This is a genomic window from Rhizomicrobium electricum (assembly GCF_011762045.1).
GTDB classification, from domain to species: Bacteria; Pseudomonadota; Alphaproteobacteria; order Micropepsales; family Micropepsaceae; genus Rhizomicrobium; species Rhizomicrobium electricum.
In genome coordinates this window covers 469,620-483,180 of sequence record NZ_JAASQS010000002.1, presented here as the reverse complement: position 1 = coordinate 483,180, position 13,561 = coordinate 469,620, and the positions used below count along the sequence as shown (strand labels likewise).

Annotated in this window: 12 protein-coding genes; 5 read left to right on the top strand and 7 right to left on the bottom strand. The window is 64.2% G+C overall.

What is annotated here, in order from left to right; all coding sequences use genetic code 11:
- Nucleotides 1-3: 3 nt before the first annotated feature.
- The 3 genes from hydG to FHS84_RS05350 form a co-directional block, all read right to left on the bottom strand.
- Nucleotides 4-1,404 (bottom strand): [FeFe] hydrogenase H-cluster radical SAM maturase HydG, encoded by a 1,401-nt coding sequence (hydG, locus tag FHS84_RS05360; protein WP_166931354.1) that lies wholly within the window; start codon nt 1,402-1,404, stop codon nt 4-6.
- Between the two features lie 154 nt (nt 1,405-1,558).
- Nucleotides 1,559-2,317, bottom strand: a complete 759-nt coding sequence (locus tag FHS84_RS05355; RefSeq protein WP_166931349.1) for an SDR family oxidoreductase — start codon at nt 2,315-2,317, stop codon at nt 1,559-1,561.
- A gap of 286 nt (nt 2,318-2,603) precedes the next feature.
- On the bottom strand, nt 2,604-4,103 hold the full coding sequence (locus FHS84_RS05350) for a S53 family peptidase (protein WP_166931344.1): 1,500 nt from the start codon (nt 4,101-4,103) through the stop codon (nt 2,604-2,606).
- A gap of 296 nt (nt 4,104-4,399) precedes the next feature.
- Between FHS84_RS05350 and FHS84_RS05345 the strand changes: the two genes are divergently transcribed.
- Complete coding sequence (locus FHS84_RS05345; RefSeq protein WP_166931339.1) at nt 4,400-6,880, top strand: response regulator; 2,481 nt, start codon at nt 4,400-4,402, stop codon at nt 6,878-6,880.
- A 201-nt stretch (nt 6,881-7,081) separates the two neighbouring features.
- On the opposite strand, the gene FHS84_RS05340 is transcribed toward FHS84_RS05345, so the two are convergent.
- A complete protein-coding gene (locus FHS84_RS05340) occupies nt 7,082-7,963 on the bottom strand; it encodes a DUF8021 domain-containing protein (protein WP_166931333.1) in 882 nt (293 codons plus the stop codon).
- Between the two features lie 34 nt (nt 7,964-7,997).
- Nucleotides 7,998-8,942 (bottom strand): 4-hydroxybenzoate octaprenyltransferase, encoded by a 945-nt coding sequence (gene ubiA / locus FHS84_RS05335; protein WP_166931329.1) that lies wholly within the window; start codon nt 8,940-8,942, stop codon nt 7,998-8,000.
- Nucleotides 8,943-8,992: 50 nt separating this feature from the next.
- Here ubiA and FHS84_RS05330 point away from each other — a divergent pair, with 50 nt between their 5' ends.
- The 4 genes from FHS84_RS05330 to FHS84_RS05315 all read left to right on the top strand — a co-directional run bounded on the left by FHS84_RS05330 (nt 8,993) and on the right by FHS84_RS05315 (nt 12,719).
- A complete protein-coding gene (locus FHS84_RS05330) occupies nt 8,993-9,487 on the top strand; it encodes a hypothetical protein (protein WP_166931326.1) in 495 nt (164 codons plus the stop codon).
- A complete protein-coding gene (locus tag FHS84_RS05325) occupies nt 9,480-10,229 on the top strand; it encodes a 16S rRNA (uracil(1498)-N(3))-methyltransferase (protein ID WP_166931323.1) in 750 nt (249 codons plus the stop codon). The genes FHS84_RS05330 and FHS84_RS05325 overlap by 8 nt, the downstream gene beginning before the upstream one ends.
- A gap of 124 nt (nt 10,230-10,353) precedes the next feature.
- Complete coding sequence (locus tag FHS84_RS05320; RefSeq protein WP_166931320.1) at nt 10,354-11,718, top strand: glutamate--cysteine ligase; 1,365 nt, start codon at nt 10,354-10,356, stop codon at nt 11,716-11,718.
- Between the two features lie 71 nt (nt 11,719-11,789).
- Complete coding sequence (locus tag FHS84_RS05315; RefSeq protein WP_166931315.1) at nt 11,790-12,719, top strand: alpha/beta hydrolase; 930 nt, start codon at nt 11,790-11,792, stop codon at nt 12,717-12,719.
- Here the strand turns inward: FHS84_RS05315 and FHS84_RS05310 are convergent, their stop codons facing one another.
- The gene (locus FHS84_RS05310) at nt 12,720-13,133 is read right to left on the bottom strand and encodes a hypothetical protein (protein ID WP_166931310.1); all 414 of its coding nucleotides are present in this window, start codon (nt 13,131-13,133) and stop codon (nt 12,720-12,722) included.
- Nucleotides 13,134-13,196: 63 nt separating this feature from the next.
- Entirely contained in the window at nt 13,197-13,553 is a 357-nt protein-coding gene (locus tag FHS84_RS05305; RefSeq protein ID WP_166931304.1) for a hypothetical protein, read from the bottom strand.
- Nucleotides 13,554-13,561: the final 8 nt, after the last annotated feature.

The window sequence follows — 13,561 nt, the reverse complement described above, 5'->3', positions numbered from 1 at the left end:
ATCTTAGTAATAAAGGTCCCGTTTGCCGGCTTCGATTTCCTTGAGGCGGTCCTCGGTCACCTTGCGCAGCTTGTCGTTGTGAATCTGGGCGAGGTGTTCGGCGATGACCTTTTCGCCCAGCTCTTTGGTTTGCGGCGAGGCGAAGTCGGTCAGGTATTCCTTCAAGGTGAGCAGCGCGTTGGGCTGGCAGAGGTCCTGGATCTTGCCGCTCTTGGCGTATTCCATGAAGCGGTCGCCGGTACGGCCGTTGCGGTAGCAGGCGGTGCAGAACGAGGGCAGGTGGCCGGCTTCGGCGATGTCGTACATCACCTGATCGAGCGGCCGCTCGTCGTTGACCTTGAACTGGGTCGGCTGGCGCACGCCTTTGGCGTTCTCTTCGCAATAGCCGCCGACGCCGGTGCACGAACCGCCGGAAAGCTGCGAGATGCCGAGTTCGAGGCATTCGTTGCGCAGATGGGCGTCTTCGCGGGTCGAGATGATCATGCCGGTGTAGGGCACGGCCATGCGGATGATGGCGATCAGTTTCTTGAACTCGTCATCGGAGACGATGTGCGGGAAGCTTTCGAGATTGATGCCGCCCGCCGGACGGATGCGCGGCACCGAAATGGTGTGCGGGCCGCAGTTGAACTCGGCTTCCAGATGCTCGGCATGCTGCATCAGCGCCAGCACTTCGAACTTGTGGTCGTAGAGCCCGAACAGGACGCCGGCGCCGTTGTCGTCGATCTCGGCGGCATTGGAGCGGTCGAAGGCGGTGGTGTGCCAGTCGTAATCGCTCTTGGGACCGCGCGGGTGCATCTTGGCGTAGGTTTCGCGGTGATAGGTTTCCTGGAACAGGATGTAGGTGCCGATCTCGGCCGCCTTCAGCTTCTTGAAGTTCTCGACCGTGGTCGCCGCGATGTTCACGTTGATGCGGCGGATGTTGGCGTTCTTGGTCTCGACCGAATAGACCGCCTCGATGGCGTCGAGTACATAATCGATCGGGCAGTTCTCGGGGTCTTCGCCCGCTTCCATGGCGAGGCGCTTGTGGCCCATGTTGAGCAGCACCAGCGTCTCGTTCTTGATTTCCTGCATCGTCAGCTTGCGGCGGGGGAACTTGTGGCCCTGGCCGTAGCCGCAATAGACGCAGTTGTTGATGCAGTAGTCGGACACGTAGAGCGGCGCGAACAGCACCAGGCGGCGGCCGTAGATGCGCTGCTTGATGCCACGGGCGCACTTGTAGATTTCTTCGACCAGTTCCGGATCGTGCACGTTGAGCAGGATCGCCACTTCCGGAAGCGTCAGGCCGTGCGCTGCGCTCGCCTTCTTGATGATCGTTTCGACGGCATCGCGGCTGACCGCACGCTTGCCTTCTTCGAGCGCGGCATAGATGGCGGCTTCATCGATGAATGTGGCTTTGTCGAACACTGCGAACTCCCTCGCCGGCCGGTCCGGTCCTGCTTCTTCCTTGGTCGCGGCGAAAATTACGGCGCGACCGACGTGAAGTAACCCGTTTAGTGTAGTTCAACGCAGCAAAATGGTCGCATGCGGAAAATCGCGTATTCCCGTACGGAAATTGCGTCTATTCCTCATAGATCATCTTGACCGTCATGCCGCCGTCGATGGTGATGTTCTGGCCGGTCATAAAGTCAGCGTTTTCCGCAAGAAACTGAACCGCCTTGGCGATGTCCACCGGTGTACCGACGCGCCCGACAGGATGTTGCTCGCGATCGATCCGCGAATGATGCGGCTTCACGGATTGCGACGCTTTCTTCCAATCGCCGACTTCGATCCAGCCGGGGCTGATCGCGTTCACGCGGATGCGATAGCGCGCCAGACTGATCGCCAGCGCATGGGTGAGGGCGACGATGCCGCCCTTGGATGCGGAATAACCCTCGGTGTCGGGCTCCGACATGAAGGCGCGGGTCGAGGCGATATTGACGATCGCGCCGCCCTTGCCGCGTTTGGCCATCGCCTTCGCCGCCGCTTGCGAGGCGAGGAAGGCGCCGCCGAGATTGGTCGCGATCACCTTGTCGAACTCGGCCGGCTTCAGCTTGAGGACGTCCTTGCGGATCATGATGCCGGCGTTGTTGACCAGCACGTCCGGCACGCCGAGTTCTTTGACGGTCTTCGTCATCCAACCGGCCACGTCGGCGGGTTTGGCGACATCGCCTTTGACGAACAGTCCCATCGCCTTGCGCGCGCCGATGGCCTCGAGCGCTTCACGCCCGGCCGCTGCATCCGTATCGGTGATCGACACGGCGTAACCGAGGTCGGCGAAGTGATACGCGATCGCGCGCCCAATCCCCTGCGCGCCGCCGGTGATGGCAATGACGGTCATGGCGAATCCAAATTCAAAACACGTAGCTAGAATGTCATCCCGGACGGGCGGTGCAAATGATCCCGCACTGCGTCAGCTAAACAAATCTGTCATCCCCGGCCGAGGGAAGCGAACGGCAGTGAGCAGAACGAGGGGAAGGGGACCCAGGTGCAAACAGAATGACGATGCCGACGAAAAAACAAAGTCGCTGAGCGCTGCTTCCGCCGGTGATCATAGGCCGAGACCTGGGTCCCCTTCCCCTCACTGCGCTATGCTGGCTCGGCCGGGGATGACATGAGGTGCAAGCTTACCCCGTCTTCTCCTCGAACGCCTTCATCAACGCCGCCCCGTCGGGGCTGCCGAGGCCGGTGCAGGCGTCCCAACCGGGGCCGGCGCTGTAGCCGTAGCCGTTCTCCACATTGTCGCCGTCCGTCACGTCGCGGAACGCGGCGGGATGGGCATAAAGGGTGGCATGCGGGGCGCCGATCGGCTTCGACCGGGTTTCGTTGAGTAGCGCAAACAGCCCCGCCCAAAGCGGTGCGGCGGCGCTGGTGCCGCCGATGGTTTCGACCGAACCTGCGACCACGATGCGATAGCCGGTGTTGGGATCGGCGTCGGCGGCAACGTCGGGTACGCCGCGTCCGGACGCGGGCAGAGAGACGCCGCTTTGATAGTCGGGAGCGGAGAACCGCGTGCTGACGCCGCCGCCGGTACCGGCGCCGTTGCTGTTCCACACCAGCTCGTCCGCGATCCTGCCGGCGCCCGCCGACAGACGCGTGCCGCCGCAGCCGACCACGCCGGGGCTCGAGGCGGGAAAATCGACGTGCGGCTTGCCGTCGTTGACGCCGTCGCTCGCCAGCCGGTCGCCCGACGCCGCAAACACGCTGACGCCGAACCCGGCGGCATCGGCAAAGGCTCCGTTCATCGCCGCGATGGCCTGATCGGTCCAATCGCTTTCCGGCGCGCCCCAACTGATCGAGATCACCGACGGCTTGTTCTTGGTGTCGTGCACGGCCTTGGTGATGGCATCGACAAAGCCCTGGTCGGTGTTGGGTGCGAAATAGACCGCGATCTTGGCGTGCGGTGCGGCGGCACCTGAAACCTGGATGTCGAGCGCAACTTCGCCGTCGGCGCCCTGATCTTCGCCGGGCGTGTTGGTGCCGCCCGATACGCCTACCGCAACGACATGCGGCGGCGGTAGGTTCATGACATGAAAGGCCGTGTTGGTGTCCGCTTTCTTGAAACCGCCGCCGAGTTCGATCAGCGCGATGCATTGGCCTTTGCCCAAGCCCGGCGTGGCGGGAAAGCCGTAGAGCTTGGCAACCGCGTTGGGAAAGTACCCCGCCGCCGCCGCATTGCGCGAAAACACGACTTTCGGAGTCGCAGCGGGGCGGTTGTCGAGACCGAGCACGGCTTCGATCTTATCGGCGAGCGTGGCGGGCAAAGAGAGATGCCCGGTGCGGCCGCGGAATTGGCGGCCCTGATGCTCATAACATTTGAGTTCGGTGCCGAACGCCTTTTGCAGATCGGCGACGGTGCCCGACAGTTTCACCAGCCGCCGGCCGGGGTCTTGTTCCTTGATCGTCAGATTGTGCGCTTTGGCGAAATCGGCGAGTTCTTGCATCGCCGGTTGCAGGCGCTGCGCCCGTGCGTCGCGGCAAGCGGCACGGTCGGCACCCGCTTCGGCGGGTGAATCCTTAAGATAAATGCTGACGTCAATCTGCTCATTCGGGTCGGCGGGACCGATGGTCCGGCCGGCGGGAGAGCGTCGTTCGCTGCCCGAAAGATTATGTCGCGCGCTCGGCATGGGAGGTCTCCAGATGGCGCAACTTCCCGAATTGCGCGGTTTTTCTAGGATTTCCGCCGAGCCCGCCGCGATCCTAGCCGCGGCAGCGAAGGCCGGTCCAGAGCGGATCGCTTGTGCCAGATCGGGACGCCGTAAGCGGCGCTAACTTTCCGCTAGCCATTTTGCCTGCATTTCGGAAGTTAACGGCGAGGAGCGAGCATTTTTTTAAAGCCTCGCCCTTAGTCTCCGGCTTCCTGATACGGGCGCGCAGCGGGGGTGCGGCGCGGCTGCGGATCAACCGCGTCAGGGGAGCGGTAGTGACGGATTCTGGTCAGAATACGGGCGGCAAGCGCATCGATCTTGAAAGCGGCCATCGTCGCGGCGGGATCGAGAACATGTGCGCCATCGTTCGCGACGTGATCGGGGGCGACGTCGTTTCCGTCAATCTGATCGAAAGCGGCGATCTGCTGACGATTTGTGCCGGTCACGACGGCGTGGTGCGGACGCAGTTGAAAGGCACGCTGACCGAAGCTGCGCTGACGGCCGGTGCGCTGGTGGAATATTCCGATCTCGACGACGGTCCGTTGCTGCCGGAGGCGGGCGGGTTCATGTCGGCGGCCGGCGTCCCGCTCAAGGCGCGCGATGGCTCGGGTCTCGGCGCGCTCTGCATTTATGGACGGCTGCCGCGCACGCTCGACGACACCGCCCGGCGGCGGCTGGCGAATTTCGCACGAGCCATCGAGGACCACGTCGCCGCTTTTGCTTCGGCCGACAAATTGCGCGAACGCGAGACGGCGCTGCGGCTTGCCCGCGACCAAGCCGATGCGGCCAATCAGGCCAAGTCGATGTTCCTGGCGTCGATGAGCCACGAAATCCGTACGCCGATGAACGGCATCATCGGCATGAATGCGCTTTTGCTGCGCACCAAGCTGGCGCCGGAACAACGCCAGTATGCCGAGGCCATGCGCCTGTCGGCCGATTGCCTGTTGTCGATCATCAACGACATTCTCGACATCTCCAAGCTCGAAGCCGGCAAGGTGGAGCTCGAAGAGGCCGAGTTCGTGCCGCACAGCGTGGTCGAAGACGTTATCGAACTACTTTCGGCGCGCGCCGCGGAGAAGAACATCGAACTGGTCGGCTATGCCGATGCCGGTGCCCATGCCCTGGTGATGGGCGACGCCGCGCGTCTGAGGCAGGTCTTCCTCAATCTTTTGACCAACGCCATCAAGTTCACCGAGAAGGGCCACGTCGCGCTTCTGCTGCATACCGAAACCGGAGCGACGGGACGGACCAAGCTCAAGGTCCGGGTCGAAGACACCGGCATCGGAATTTCCGACGATGCCAAGGGCCGCCTGTTCCACAATTTCCAGCAGGCCGACGCCTCGATATCGCGCCGTTACGGCGGCACCGGGCTCGGGTTGTCGATCTGTCACCAGCTTGTTCAGCTCATGCACGGCGAGATCGGCGTGACCGATCGCGAGGGCGGCGGCAGTGTGTTCTGGTTCGAGGTCGAGCTGTCCAACGCCGGCGCCGCCGCGCCTGCGGACAATTGCCTCGATGGACGGCGTATCCTGGTGGTCGACGATCTCGCCATCAACCGTAAGATTTTCCGCAATCTGCTCGAGGCGCGCGGCGCGTTCGTTGCCGAGGCGTCCGACGGACCTTCGGCGCTCGGCGCGCTGGTGATGGCGGAAGCCGGCGGCACGCCGTACACCGCCGTGCTGCTCGATCAATCCATGCCGGGGTTGTCGGGCGAGACGGTCGCAGCCAAGATTCGCGGGAATGCCTCGCTAATCCGTACGCGGATCGTGTTGGCGTCTTCGATCGGTACGGTGCTGCAGTCCGAGGTCAAGGCGGGCATCGACGCGGTGCTGACCAAGCCGATACGCGAGACGACCCTGATACAGCATCTCGAGCCGGTCGTCCGCGACGACACGGTCGTTCCGTCCGTGCCTGCGCCGGAGCCGGCTGCGGTCGAGCCGGTACCGGCTGCGGCCAGCGATGATGCGTCGGCTTCGGGCGCCGTTCGCGGCCGCGTGCTCCTGGCCGAGGACAACGAGATCAACGTGATGGTGGCGCGTACGCTGCTCGAATCCGCAGGCTATGCGGTCGAGTGCGTCGGCGACGGCGTTGCCGCGGTGGAAGCGGCCAAGACCGGCCGGTTCGACATCATCCTGATGGACATGCAGATGCCGCGCATGGGCGGTATCGAAGCGGCCAAGATCATCAAGGCGTTGCCGCCGCCGGTCGGTCACACGCCGATCGTGGCGATGACCGCCAACGCCATGCGCGAAGACAAGGAAGCCTGCACCGAAGCCGGCATGGTCGAGTTCGTCACCAAGCCGATCAATCCGGACACCTTCCTCGCCGTGATCGCACGGTTCTCCTCGGCCGAACTTTGGTTGGAGGACGACGGCGGCGAAGCCGAGCCCGCGCCCGAGCAGATCGCCGAACTCGACGAGGAAAAGCTCGACGCGCTCGCCAAGGTGCTGCCGCCGGACCGCTATAACGCCATGCTGCTGGCGTTCCTGTCGAACACGCGCGGCACCTTGCAGCGCATCGAAGCGGCGGCCGAGAAGCTCGATTTCACGACCATCCGTCGCGAAGTGCACGATCTCAAGTCGAATTCCGGCACCTTCGGCGCCATGCGGGTGTTCACGCTGTCGGAACAGCTCGAACGCGCCTGCCAGGCCAGCGACGACGCCGAAGTCCCGCGTCTGGTCGAGGGCCTGCACAAGGCCTCGCAATCGGCCTGGCTGGCGATCGGCCAGCGCGTGCACAAGACGGCGGCGGCGTAACTCTCTGCCCCCGCGCTTTCTGCCCCCACGCGCATGAGGATTCTCCCACCGGCACTAGGAGCGTGGGGGAAGCGGCGCGAAGCGCCGAAGGGGGCTTACGTGCGAAAATGCTGGAGCCCCCTTTCCGCTAACGCGGACTTCCCCCACGGTCTTGATTGCACGCTGAGAGAGCTGTGCGCCCGCGGGGGCAGAAAGCGACACCTAGTTCTTCGGGATATTCCCGTCGTCGTCGGCCTGGGGTGACGGCATGGCGCCGAGGTTCACGCTCAACGTATGGACGCCGCGGATTTTGCCGTCGATGAAGCGGAAGGTGTGGGAATCCGGCATGCCGCTCTTGCTGTCGCCGAAGCGGCAATAGACGTTGATCACGCCCGTCTCGCTGTCGATCAGGACATCGCGGTTGACGATGTAGATGATGCCCGGCGGCAAGCCGACCTCGCACGACGCGTGCGGATCGTTCTTGATGTTGGTATAGGCGCCGCCCTCGAGCCGGGCGCACGGCGTGCCCCACGGGATATCGCCGAACTTGTCGGAGAAGGCGTCGAGATAGGCATTGGCGCCGCGGATCATCTCGGCCGCGGGCGTCTTCTGGTACTTGTAGAGTTCCGACCAGTCTTCGCGCTGATTGTATTTGAGATAGGCGTTGGCATTGAACAGCCAGTCGCCCTTGTCGGTGATCAGGCTGTCGACGCGAATGATCTTGCCGGCGTGCAGATAGAGCCGCGTGCCGATCACGTAGGGATGGCCGCCTTGGGTGACGACGAGTTCGGTGAAGGTCTTGCAGCGCTTGTCGTCATGAAAGCTCATGGCGTGGGCGACGGGCAGGGCGGTGTGCCAAAGCCCCGCTTTGGGATCGACCGTTGCCATGTTCTCGAGATAATGGAACTTGGCGTCGAGCGGCAAAGCCGAGATGTCGCCGCGGGTCTGCGCCTTCACATAAGCGTCGGTGGCCGCCTTGAGTTCGGCGCGGGTGCAGCTTGGCGCGTCGGGCAGCGGCGCATAGGGGCTCGGTGCCCCGTTCATCTGCGCCAGCGCAGGCGTGGCGGCAAACAGCAGGGCAATCCCTGCGAACTTCAGGTTCATGGCATGTCCCCCTTGGTTCTCGCCGGAGCGGCGGTCAGCCGATCCAGGTCGAGATGATCATCGCTGCCGCGATCAGCGCGCCGGTTTCGCGGTTGGCGCGGAACAGCTTCAGGCATTTGGCGGAGTTGTCGATCTCGAGTTCGCGCACCTGCCACATCATATGGCCGCCTGCCACGAGCAGCAGGAACACGAACGGCCAGCCGGTGTGTTCGGTGAACCCGGCGGCGAGAATGAGCGTGAACGCCACGGCATAGAAGCCGAGAATCCATTGCCGCGTCTTGTCGCCGAGGAGGCGCGCGGTGGATTTAACGCCGATCAGCGCGTCGTCGTCCTTGTCCTGATGGGCGTAGATGGTGTCGTAGCCGAGGGTCCAGAAGAACAGTCCGGCATAGAGATAGAGATCGCCGATATCGACCGTTCCGGTCACCGCGGCGAAGCCGAGTACCGCGCCCCAGTTGAAGGTCAGTCCCAGCCATGCCTGCGGCCACCAGGTGATCCGCTTCATGAAGGGGTAGGCCGCCACCAGCGCCAGTGAGGCAACGCCAAGCAGGATCGCCATCCGGTTCAGGCAGAGCAGCACGCCCAATCCGACGAGGCACTGGCCGATGGTGAACAGCCACGCATCGCGCACGCTGACCCGGCCTGACGGGATCGGCCGGCCTTTGGTCCGCGCCACGGCGCCGTCGAAATCGCGGTCGACAATGTCGTTATAGGTGCAGCCTGCGCCGCGCATCACGATGGCTCCGATGCCGAGCAGGACGACGTAGAAGATGTCGCGCCAGGTCCCGAACGGGCGGCTTTCGGCGGCGGCGCCCAGCACCAGCCCGAACACGCACGGCCAGTACAAAAGCCACGTGCCGATCGGCCGGTCGAGCCGCATCAACTGCACATAGGGCATGAGTTTTGGCGGCACGCGGTCCAACAGGGCCGCGGCAATGGCATCGGCAGGCTTGACGCGTGGGGCGGCGTTATCTGTCATACTGGCCTTCGGAAGACGCGGGAGTCGTTATGCCACAAATCCGGCAGGCAATGCGATTAAGTTTGGTGCTAGTGCTGGCCGCGGCCGGTTGCGGCCGCAGTGCGCACCAGGAGATCGAACTTGCCGCCGCTCCGGTGCGGACGGTCGCCGCCAGCCTCGCCAAGAACCCGGAGTGGAAGCCCGGCAAATGCCTGTGCGTCGGCCATTACCGCGAGGACTCGGTGGAGGATTTTCCGGCCGGGCTGCTCGACGCCGAATTCGCCAAGCACCGGTTCCTGCGCAAATGGTCGGCGTGCGAGCCCTATTACGGCCGCGCGGCGAAGTTCAAAGGCTGCGAAGGCGGCATGACCGATTTTATCTGCTCGGTCTCCGAGCTTACCGATCTGCCGAAGGGCACTGCGCGCGTGCTGTGCCACGTCAACGGCCAGAGCGAAGCCTTGCAGAAGGCGGGCTATCTGCAGGACGAATACGACGTGAAGGAAGAGGACGGCCGCCTTGCGGTGCACCCCGTCAGCCTGAAAGGAACCGGGAAAATTCATGAGTGACGATCTCACCTATCCCGGCGGGAAATTGCGCTTGTTCGTCGAGGCGCCGCTGGGCGCGAACGGACGCGTCGTGATCGAGGAAGGGCAGGCGCATTACCTTTTGCATGTGATGCGCGCCAAGCCGGGCGACCGCATCAGCCTGTTCAACGGCCGCGATGGCGAATGGCTGGCCGAGGTTAAGGAAACCGCCAAGCGCACCTGCACGGTCGAATGCACCGTCCGGATCGAACCGCAGTCCGAAGTGCCGGATCTGTGGCTGGTGTTCGCGCCGGTCAAGAAAACCCCGGCCGATTACCTGACTCAGAAGGCGACCGAACTCGGCGTGCGCGTGCTGCAGCCGGTCCTCACCCGCCGTACCATCGTGACCCGCGTCAATACCGAGCGGATGTGCGCCAACGCGGTGGAAGCCGCCGAGCAGTCGGGCCGGGTCACTGTCCCCGAAATCCGCGAGCCGCTGAGTTTCGACAAACTGCTGGCGGCGTGGCCGGCGGAGCGGCGCATCCTGTTCTGCGACGAGGGTGGCGACTGCCTCCCGATCGCCGAGGCTTTGCGGCAGGCGCCGGCGGCGCCCTGGGCCGTCTTCACCGGTCCCGAGGGCGGCTTCGATCCGGCCGAGCGCGCCGCCTTGCGGGCGCTGCCGCATGTCACGCCGGTGTCGCTGGGCGGGCGCATTCTCCGGGCCGATACCGCCGCCTTGGCGGCGCTCGCGGTCTGGCAATCGGTTTGTGGGGACTGGCACTGACGGGGTACAGTGAGGCGGTTGGGCGCAGCGCCTTGCCGGTTCGCGGTCCCGTTCCTACATAAGCCACGCGTATCCGCGCCAATTCCACACCCGCAACGCGGGCTTAGCCTGAAAGAGGTTCTCGATGTCCATTCCGCAATCGGCTGGCGGTCCCATCGAATCGCGCGACGATCTCGTGCGGTACATCGCCGACGGCTGCAAGCCGCGCGAAGACTGGCGCATCGGCACCGAGCACGAAAAATTCGTCTATTGCCTGAAGACGCATAACCCGCTGCGTTACGAAGGCGTGCCCGGCATCAAGGTGCTGCTCGAAGGCATGCAGAAATTCGGCTGGCAGCCGGTGATGGAGGGCGAGAACATCATCGGCCTCACCCAGAACGGCGCCTCCATCAGCCTGGAGCCGGGCGGGCAGTTCGAGCTTTCCGGCGCGCCGCTGTGCTGCGTGCACGAGACCTGTGCCGAGGTGAATCTGCACCAGCAGCAGGTCCGCCAGGTCGCCGCCGAAATCGGCGCCGGCGCCATCGGCCTCGGCTATGCCCCGACGTGGCCGATCCGCGAAGTCTATCCGATGCCGAAGGGCCGCTACGAGATCATGAAGCGGTACATGCCCAAGGTCGGCGGCTACGGCGAAGAGATGATGTTCCGGACCTGCACCGTGCAGGTGAATCTGGATTTCGCGTCCGAAGCCGACATGGTCAAGAAGTTCCGCGTCGCGCTTGCGCTGCAGCCGGTGGCGACGGCGCTGTTCGCCAATTCGCCGTTCCGCGAGGGCAAGTACAACGGCTTCCTCAGCTATCGCGCCCATGTCTGGACCGACGTCGACAACGACCGCGCCGGCATGCTGCCGTGGGTGTTCGAGAAGGGCATGGGTTTCGAGCGCTATGTCGATTACGTGCTCGATGTGCCGATGTACTTCGTCTATCGCGACGGCAAATACATCGACGTCGCCGGCAAGAGCTTCCGCGATTTCCTCGACCACAAGATTCCCGAAGTCGCGCATATCGATCCGCAGATGTCGGACTGGGCCGATCACCTCACCACTATTTTCCCGGAAGTGCGGCTCAAGAAGTTCCTCGAAATGCGCGGCGCCGACGGCGGCACGTGGCGGCGCATCTGCGGCCTGCCGGCGCTCTGGGTCGGCATTCTCTACGACGATGTGGCGCTCGACGCCGCCTGGGACCTGGTCAAGGACTGGACCGCGGAAGAACGCCAGGCGATGCGCGATGGCGTGCCGCGGCTTGCGTTCAAGACCCCGTTCCGTTCGACCACGGTGTGGGAACTGGCGCAGCGTATGCTCGACATTTCCGCCGAGGGCCTCAAGCGTCGTGCCGCGCTGGATTCCGTCGGCATGACGGAAGAGGGCTTCCTGGTGCCGCTGCGCGAGCTGGTCAACCGCGGCTACACCCGCGCCGAAGAGTTGCTGCAAGCCTATCGCACCGACTGGGGCCGCGATCTCAAGCGGATTTTCACGGAATACAACTTCTTGTGATATTCGCCGTGTTGTGATCTTCGCCCCGCGGCAGGCGCCTTACAGTGCGGCGTCTGTCCGGGGGCGTGGCGATGGTTTTGCGGGTATCGGTATTGCTGTTCGGGGCGCTGTTGTCGCTCGCCGCAGCGTTTGCAGACGACGCGCCGTCCGCCACCGCCCGCACCACCACGCTTCTCATCTGGGGTGGGATCGGGCCGGGCTCGGAAGACGCCCCGAAGACCGAGAACTTCCAGGTCTACAGCAAGAACGGCGACCGCCGGTTCTGGAATATCTCGCGCCCGATCCTGACCGCCTATTATGCGGCCAAGCCGAACGGAACGGCGGTTCTGATCCTGCCCGGCGGCGGCTATCGCGTCGTCTATTCCGATTCCGGAGCGCCGGTGGCGCGCTGGCTCAACAGTCTCGGCATCGATGCCTTTGTCCTGACTTACCGGTTGCCGGATGAAGGCCACAAGGCGGGCGACAGCGTGGCGCTCCAGGATGCGCAGCGCAGCCTGCGGCTGATCCGGTCCGGCCTATTCTCGAACGGCCATACGATCGATCCGGGCCGCGTCGGTGTGATCGGATTTTCGGCGGGCGGCAATCTCGCGGCGGTGCTCGGCATCCATCACAACGCCAAGGTCTACGATCCCAAGGACCGGGTCGATCAACTGAGCGCGCGCCCCGATTTCATGATTATGGCGTATCCCTACCTGCCGACACCGGGCGAGGTTTCCGACGATCCGCGGCAGCCCAATCTGATCCGCCTTTATCGCCGCTTTCCGGTCGGCGATTGCGACGGCGCTCCGCCCGCGTTCCTGGTGCACGGTGCCGACGACAGGGACGTGCCCGTCCGACATTCCGAACGCTTCGCACGCGCCTTGCAGCGCTGCGACGTGCCGGTCGAGCTGCACGTCTTTGCCGGGGTGGGGCATTCCTTCAAGATGGACGCGCCCGGCGAAGCGCGCGTCTGGCCGGATCTCTTGGCCAAATGGCTGAAGGCGCGCGGATTGGTTCCCTAGCTATTGCAGCGCGTCGATGCGGGCCTTGCAGTAAGGCAGGGCGTTCGCAGGCGTCGCCGGCTTGGAGCCCTTGTCGCGGCCGTACATGATCGAGATCATCTTGGTGTTCTTGTCGGCGCAGATGAGGGCGATGTCGGTGGTGGCGCGCGGCGCCTTCGGATCGGGCACGGCGCACACCATGTTGCCGTCGTAGTAGGACTGCACCAGCTTCTGGGTCTGATAGGAGCGGTCGCCGTTGCCGACGTGGAAAAAGCCCGGACCGTTGACGGTCTGGGTGTATTGCGCGTCCTCGCCAAAGCAGATCGAAATCCAGGTCGCTTCCGTCTTCGCGGGAGCCGCAGGCTTCTGCGGCGGCTTCGCCAGACCCGTGCCGGTCATTGCCGCCAGCGCCGCCACCAAAACCAAAGCCCGCATGTTCGTCTCCGTCGAATAGGACCGGATCATTGGCCTAACCTCGCGCGCGAGGCAACCCTCGGCCTAGTTAACGCTCACCACCGCCTGGCAGAGCACCGTCGCCTTGTCCGGCTTCACGCCTTTCTTGAGGTCGGCGCCGCGCAGGATGCGGATGGTCTGGTGCTGCTGATCGGCGCAGACCGTCGCGGTTTCGTCGTCGCCGACTTTGGCCGGAACGGTGCCGCAGATCATCTGCGGACTGATGAAGCTCTGCTTCAGCTTCACGGTCGTGAAAGTCCCGTCGCCGCGGTCGGCATGGAGGTAGCCTTCGCCGCCGGTGATCTGCTGATACTGGATTTGCCGGTCCTGGCAGGCCGAGGTCCACAGCCCGGCTTGGGCCGGGGCCGCCGCCAGTAAAACCGCCACAAGCAATCCGCGCATGATCGCCT

Bases quoted from the DNA above. Each gene is read 5' to 3' on its own strand.
- FHS84_RS05355 (WP_166931349.1), bottom strand. From the start codon at position 2,317: ATGACCGTCATTGCCATCACCGGCGGCGCGCAGGGGATTGGGCGCGCG.
- FHS84_RS05350 (WP_166931344.1), bottom strand. From the start codon at position 4,103: ATGCCGAGCGCGCGACATAATCTTTCGGGCAGCGAACGACGCTCTCCC.
- FHS84_RS05340 (WP_166931333.1), bottom strand. From the start codon at position 7,963: ATGAACCTGAAGTTCGCAGGGATTGCCCTGCTGTTTGCCGCCACGCCT.
- ubiA (WP_166931329.1), bottom strand. From the start codon at position 8,942: ATGACAGATAACGCCGCCCCACGCGTCAAGCCTGCCGATGCCATTGCC.
- FHS84_RS05330 (WP_166931326.1), top strand. From the start codon at position 8,993: ATGCGATTAAGTTTGGTGCTAGTGCTGGCCGCGGCCGGTTGCGGCCGC.
- FHS84_RS05325 (WP_166931323.1), top strand. From the start codon at position 9,480: ATGAGTGACGATCTCACCTATCCCGGCGGGAAATTGCGCTTGTTCGTC.
- FHS84_RS05320 (WP_166931320.1), top strand. From the start codon at position 10,354: ATGTCCATTCCGCAATCGGCTGGCGGTCCCATCGAATCGCGCGACGAT.
- FHS84_RS05315 (WP_166931315.1), top strand. From the start codon at position 11,790: ATGGTTTTGCGGGTATCGGTATTGCTGTTCGGGGCGCTGTTGTCGCTC.
- FHS84_RS05310 (WP_166931310.1), bottom strand. From the start codon at position 13,133: ATGCGGGCTTTGGTTTTGGTGGCGGCGCTGGCGGCAATGACCGGCACG.
- FHS84_RS05305 (WP_166931304.1), bottom strand. From the start codon at position 13,553: ATGCGCGGATTGCTTGTGGCGGTTTTACTGGCGGCGGCCCCGGCCCAA.